Origin of the sequence: Thermotoga sp. (assembly GCF_021162145.1) — a bacterium.
GTDB lineage: Bacteria > Thermotogota > Thermotogae > Thermotogales > Thermotogaceae > Thermotoga.
In genome coordinates this window covers 1-4,894 of record NZ_JAGGZH010000016.1, presented here as the reverse complement: position 1 = coordinate 4,894, position 4,894 = coordinate 1, and the positions used below count along the sequence as shown (strand labels likewise).

Annotated in this window: 6 protein-coding genes; all 6 read left to right on the top strand. The window is 47.4% G+C overall.

All coding sequences use genetic code 11. The features are described from left to right. Positions 1 to 112 precede the first annotated feature (112 nt). The gene (locus J7K79_RS01565; RefSeq protein WP_296904415.1) at positions 113 to 346 is read left to right on the top strand and encodes a DUF5320 domain-containing protein; all 234 of its coding nucleotides are present in this window, start codon (positions 113 to 115) and stop codon (positions 344 to 346) included. An 85-nt stretch (positions 347 to 431) separates the two neighbouring features. Further along, a complete protein-coding gene (locus tag J7K79_RS01560) occupies positions 432 to 1,283 on the top strand; it encodes an ATP-binding protein (protein WP_296904413.1) in 852 nt (283 codons plus the stop codon). Next, positions 1,280 to 2,155, top strand: coding sequence for an ATP-binding protein (locus J7K79_RS01555; RefSeq protein WP_296904411.1), 876 nt, complete (start codon positions 1,280 to 1,282; stop codon positions 2,153 to 2,155). Before J7K79_RS01560 ends, J7K79_RS01555 begins: the two co-directional genes overlap by 4 nt. 13 nt (positions 2,156 to 2,168) lie before the next feature. Continuing rightward, positions 2,169 to 2,888, top strand: coding sequence for a NifB/NifX family molybdenum-iron cluster-binding protein (locus J7K79_RS01550; protein WP_296904409.1), 720 nt, complete (start codon positions 2,169 to 2,171; stop codon positions 2,886 to 2,888). 26 nt (positions 2,889 to 2,914) lie between these two features. Then, a complete protein-coding gene (locus J7K79_RS01545; protein WP_296904407.1) occupies positions 2,915 to 3,724 on the top strand; it encodes an MBL fold metallo-hydrolase in 810 nt (269 codons plus the stop codon). Beyond that, positions 3,721 to 4,638 (top strand): radical SAM protein, encoded by a 918-nt coding sequence (locus tag J7K79_RS01540; RefSeq protein WP_296904405.1) that lies wholly within the window; start codon positions 3,721 to 3,723, stop codon positions 4,636 to 4,638. Before J7K79_RS01545 ends, J7K79_RS01540 begins: the two co-directional genes overlap by 4 nt. The last annotated feature ends 256 nt before the right edge of the window (positions 4,639 to 4,894 follow it).

The window sequence follows — 4,894 nt, the reverse complement described above, 5'->3', positions numbered from 1 at the left end:
GTTCCAGCGGACGAACGAGAAATGCTTCTAGATTATAAAGCATACCTGGAAGAAGAGCTTCGCATGGTAGAGGAAAGATTGAGAGAAATTGAAGAAATGGGAGGTGAGTAATATGCCAAGGCTGGATGGCACTGGACCCATGGGGCTTGGTCCAATGACGGGTAGAGGCCTTGGATGGTGTCGCTACGGTATGGGGTATGGTCCTTACGCTGCACCCTGGTATCGCAGAGTATTCGGATTCTGGCCCGGTGGCTGGGGCCGAGGATGGGGTCGTGGTTTGGGTCTTGGCTTCCGATTCAGAAGAGGATGGGGCTGGCGTGGTGGTCCAAGAGGCCCCTGGTGGTAAAATTCAACTACTGACACCGTCTACTATCGGGCCCTCTTAAGGGCCCGGTAGTTCTTGTCTAGATAAAATCAAGGAGGCAGACGAGATGATAATCACCGTCTTGAGTGGAAAAGGAGGAACCGGAAAGACCACCGTAGCCACCAATCTTGCATGGGTTCTCTCTCAAAGCAGGAAGGTGCAGCTGCTGGACGCAGATGTGGAAGAACCAAACGATCATCTGTTTTTGCCTCCACAAATAGAGGAAACTGAACCCGTAGAAATGCTTCTTCCCCAAGTTGATCAAAAAGCATGTATTAAGTGTGGAAAGTGTGCAAAAGTATGTCAGTTTGGTGCAATATCTGTGTTCAAGACGGGTGTGATGGTCTTCGATTCTCTCTGTCACGGCTGCGGAGCATGTGCTTTGGTGTGTCCTAAAAATGCCATAACTGAAGTACCCAAAGCGATAGGTGAAGTGAAATCAGGAAAGGTACACGAGAGAATCAATTTCTCCATGGGAATTTTGAATATAGGAGAGCCTTCCGGTGTTAAGGTGATCAGAAAACTGAAAGAAAAGATCGATCCTTCAGCGGACATTGTGATCGTGGATGCCCCACCGGGAACATCCTGTCCTGTCGTGGAAGCCCTTCGAGGCTCCGATTTTGCGTTACTCGTTACTGAACCAACTCCGTTTGGACTTCATGACCTTCAAATGGCTGTGGAACTGGTATCTGAAATGGGCATCAAAGCAGGAATAGTTGTGAACAGAGACTCCAGAGGGTATGAAAGTGTGGAGCGCTTTTCAGAAGAAAGTGATATACCCATTCTCATGCGCATACCTTACGATCCTCAAATCGCAGAGTTGTATTCCAGGGGTATATTGTTTTCCAGTCATCTTCCGCAATGGAAGGTCGAATTTGAGAGGCTCTTCGAAAAAATAAGGGAGATGGTAGAAGCATGATACAGGTGGCAATAGTGAGCGGAAAAGGAGGAACCGGAAAGACCACACTTTCAGCAGCGCTGAATCTGTTGTTTGAAGACAACGTAATAGCAGATTGTGATGTGGATGCTCCCAATCTTCATCTTATATTCCAACCGATCAAGCAGCGGTCCTATGACTACTACGGTGGAAAGAAGGCCGTCATAGATTACTCCAAATGTACCTCCTGCGGAGTCTGTGAAAAGTTCTGTAGATTCGATGCAGTGCGGCGCGATGGTGATAAAATCGTGATAGATCCCTTTGCCTGTGAGGGATGTGGCGTTTGTGTATTAAAATGCCCGTTTGAAGCTGTGAAACTGGTTGAATCCAAAGCCGGTGAATACTACGAATCGTTGGCTTCAGTGGCTCAGCGTCCCATGGTTCACGCAAAACTCAAAGCTGGTGAGGAGACGAGTGGAGGACTTGTTGCGGAGGTAAGAAAAACCGCACTGAAGTTCGAAGAGTCCGGAAAGCAGCTGGTTATAATCGATGGGGCACCGGGCATTGGATGTCCCGCTACGTCTTCCATCGTGGGGGTCAGTTACGTTGTGATTGTAACGGAACCAACCGTATCGGGACTCCACGATCTTCAGCGCATTGTGGAAACCGTTCGACACTACAGGAGAAACTTCGGGGTGGTGATCAACAAGTCCACAATTAATCCGGAGAAGAGAGATGAGATACTCAGATACGCTGAGAAGGAAGGAATCGTTATCCTGGGAGAGATTCCCTTCGATCCTACAGTGAACACTGCAACCATCAATGGAAAGTCCATTCTGGAATATCCTGAGAGTCCAGCGGCACGCAGTATTGTTAGAATATATGAGAAGCTCAAAGAGATTCTCAAAATATGAGGAGGGATTGACGATGATAATAGCCATTCCGGTAGCCACCGATGAAGGTTTGAACTCAGCGGTTTCAGAACATTTTGGTCGGGCACCTTACTACGCGTTCGTGAAAGTGGAAAATGGAAAGATAGTCTCTTTGGAAGTAGAGCCTAATCCCTTTCCTGAACACGCTGCTGGAGAGCTTCCGGCTTACATGCGTAAGAAAAATGTGGATGTGTTGATAGTGAGAGGGATCGGTCAGAGAGCTTTAAGGTATCTGAACGAGTATGGAATCCAGGTGATACGCGGCGCTCAGGGAACCGTTGAGGATGCTGTGAAGAGATTCATTCAGAATCAGCTGAAAGATACAGAGTATAAACCTGCAGAACACTTTCACAACCGACCTCCAAGACGAATAGCCATACCCGCCACAGCTGAAAACCCAGACAGCGAAATGGATCAGAGGTTTGCACGGGCAGCCTATATTGCGATCTTTGACGAGGCCACAGGGCAGTTCAGCTTCTACAAAAACACGGTGGATGAGGCACACGGTGCGGGACCACGGATGGCTCAGTTTCTGGCAGAGAAGAAAGTCGATGTTCTGATCACAGCCAATGTGGGGACCAACGCATACAATGCACTCAGGATGGCGGGAATAGAAGTCTATCTTTTTGAAAGAGGAACAGTGAGAGAGGCGCTGGAAGCGTTCAGGGAGGGTAAACTGGAGCGAATGGGAGGTCCAACACATTCAGGACATTGAAAGACATACTGTGAGGAGTGAAGAATATGAAGCTGGTAGTACTCTGTGATGATCATGCCCGCACTCCCTTTGCTGCGGAGCATGGTTTTTCCCTCTGGATAGAAACAAAGGAAGGCAGCCACGTTCTCTTCGATACGGGTACCACCAATGTGTTCATGAAGAACGCAACACTTCTTGGAATTGACCTCAGAGATGTCACGGACGTGGTGCTGAGTCATGGACATTACGACCACGTGGGTGGGTTGGGATACCTTCTTGAGGTAGCACGCCCCAGAATATGGGTACGACGCGGAATCGATCTTCCAAAGTATTCCAAAACTCGCTACACAGGTGCCCCTTACTCCTGGGAAGAGATCAGAAAGATGGGAGCTTCTATTGAGTATGTGGACAGGGATGTCGTGAAAATTTCTGATACTGTTTTTGTGTGGGGGCCGGCAAAAATGACAAACAGCTTTGAAGAGCCAGATCCGACGTTCCTTGTGAAAGAAGTCGAAACAATGAAACGAGACTACTTCGAAGAAGAACTGAACCTCACGTTGAAGACATCGAAAGGACTTGTGGTGGTCACGGGTTGTGCACACAGGGGGATTGTGAACATTGCCTCCGAAGCCAAACGGCTTTTTGGTGAACACATTCATTTACTTCTTGGTGGGTTTCATCTTGTGAACGCACCGCTGGAAAAGATCCAGCGGGTAGTTGAGAAACTTAACGAGCTGGGTGTAGAAAACATAGCACCGTGTCATTGCACCGGTGAGCAGGCCATTCAGTACTTCAAGTCGTCTTTCAAAGGCAACATCATCAGCTGTCAGGTTGGAACCAGGATGGTGTTTGAATGAGCTTCAAGTACGTTTACGGTCCTGTACCATCGAGACGACTGGGAAGGTCCATAGGGGTCAGTCCCATTCCTCCAAAGACATGTAATTACTCCTGTATCTACTGTCAACTTGGCAGAACAGTGAACTTGACGAATGAAAGGCAGGAATTTTTTCCATTAGAGGAAATTCTCCGGGAAGTATCGGAAATCCCAAAGGAGAGGGCAGATGTTATCACCATAGTGGGTGAAGGTGAACCAACGCTGTACTCGAGACTTGGAGAACTCATACGCGGGATTCGGCAACGCGTGGATTTGCCTGTAGTTGTTATCACCAACGGCGGGTTGTTGTGCGAATCACAGGTGAGGGAATCGTTGCTGCTTGCGGATATAGTTCTTCCTTCACTGGATGCGTGGGACGAAAAGAGCTTCCGACTCATCAACCGTCCTCATCCTTCTCTCAAGTTTGACAGGGTCGTTGAGGGTCTGAAAACCTTCACTCGAAAATTCAAAGGAGAAGTATGGCTCGAGATCATGCTTATGAAGAACATCAACGATGACGATGCAGCGCTCCTTGAGATAAAAAGGATAGTAGATGAGATTTCGCCGAAAAGAGTTTATCTCAATGTTCCAGTGAGACCTCCTGCCGAACCCTGGGTAAAACCACCGGATCCTGAATCAGTGAAGAAAGCTGCAACAATCTTGAACGCAATTGCATTGGATTTCTTGATCAGCGATGGTTACAGAATAGATCCTCAGGATGCTATAAATGAGATTGTTTCAATTATTAAACGTCATCCAATGACAGAATCAGAGATAATGAACTTATTTGGCAAGATTTCTGACAAACCAAAGGAGCTTTTAGAAAGTTTGCGAAAGCATCCTAAGGTGATTTTGAAGCACTGGAGATCGATGACGTTTTACCATTACAAACCATAGGTGTTGCTCTTATTGATGAGAGGGTAAGGACCTATTAGATCACATGGTCGGAGTTCACTTTTCCTACTGTGTTTCGCCTCTCTCTTTTGCCAGCATCCACAAGCAGTCATTCTCGGAAAAATTCGGTATTTCCCTTCTGCTTCGCTTTTAGTTGCATCCGTGCGGTTTCGAAATCATTCTGTTTAGATACTCATTCTTTCCCACTCTCCAACAGGGGAACACGAACAAAGGACAGGGCAGTTCACACTATGCAATG